1 protein-coding gene is annotated in these 1,312 nt (G+C 50.5%); it reads left to right on the forward strand.

Annotated elements, in window-relative coordinates:
• Positions 1-103 precede the first annotated feature (103 nt).
• A complete protein-coding gene (locus F3F93_RS12320; RefSeq protein WP_194335065.1) occupies positions 104-1,309 on the forward strand; it encodes an ISL3 family transposase in 1,206 nt (401 codons plus the stop codon).
• Positions 1,310-1,312 lie beyond the last annotated feature (3 nt).

Here is a 1,312-nt window from a genome sequence, read left to right on the forward strand (position 1 = left end):
TTTTGGTTCATCGCGGATTAGCGGGAAATAGAGTTTAAAGTGGGCGGTGTCCCCGGTTAGATTGTTTGTACCACCAAGCAACTGACCAAAGGACACCGCGACCATGAACGATGCTAAAGTTACCCTATGGGGCTGGAAAGGTTTTTTACCGACTTCGACGACTCAACTCTCTCCATCCTCGCTATTAATCCATCTTACTTCTGATCCCTCAGTTATGGCCCGTTGTCATCAATGTGGCGCAGATTGCCCTGATATTCATGACACCAGCTTGAGGCGTGTTCGAGACTGTGATCTATTCGAGTGTCGAGTTTGGCTGGAAGTTCCTGTGCGCCGGGTTCGCTGTGGTGATTGTGGCGTAAGCCGAGAGAAACTGGACTGGCTTGTACTCCATTCCCGCATCACCGAACGCCTTCGCTCCCACCTGGAAGTGTTGCTCCAGTTGATGCCACTCAAACATGTGGCCGGGCTAACCGGACTGCACTGGCATACGCTCAAGCAAATTGATAAAGCGAGGCTCTCACGCACTTTGCTGCCTCCCGATCTATCATCCCTTCGCTATCTGGTCATGGATGAGTTCGCCCTGTTCAAAGGGCATCGTTATGCCACCGTAGTTATCAATGCGGAGAACCGGCAAGTGTTGTGGGTTGGTGAGGGGCGCTCACGCAAGGATATCCGCCCCTTCTTTACCTGGCTCGGCAAGCACTGCAAAAGGATCAGGGCGGTAGCTATGGATATGAATACAGCCATGGATCTGGAAGTGCAAAAACACTGTCTCAACGCCAGTGTCGTTTACGACCTGTTTCATGTGGTTGCCAAGTTTGGCCGTGAGGTGATCGATCGCGTGCGGGTGGATCAGGCCAACAAGCTAAGAGAAGATAAACCTGCACGAAACATCATCAAGCGCAGTCGATGGCTATTGCTGAGAAACCGGGAAAACCTGTCGGATCATCAGGATGTCAGGTTGAAAGAACTGCTTGCCGCCAATCAGCCTTTGCTCATTGTCTGCCTGATGAAGGAGCAACTTAAATCACTCTGGTACGCGCCAACAGAAAAGGTAGCACAACAACGTTGGGTTCAGTGGTATCAACAGGCATTGGATAGCGCACTTGAACCTCTCATACGCTTTGCCAAACGACTCAAGCCATACATCAATGGCATCATTTCAAGCGCCAGCCACCATCTTAATACCAGTGTGCTGGAGGGGATGAACAATCGCATCAAAGTCATAAAGCGAATGGCATACGGATACCGTGATAACGAATACTTCTTTCTCAAAATCAAAGCAGCTTTTCCCGGACTTCCGCGATGAACC

This window comes from Mariprofundus sp. KV, assembly GCF_013387475.1.
GTDB lineage: Bacteria > Pseudomonadota > Zetaproteobacteria > Mariprofundales > Mariprofundaceae > Mariprofundus.

Coding starts and splice junctions, on each gene's coding strand:
- F3F93_RS12320 (WP_194335065.1), top strand. CDS start 104: ATGAACGATGCTAAAGTTACCCTATGGGGCTGGAAAGGTTTTTTACCG.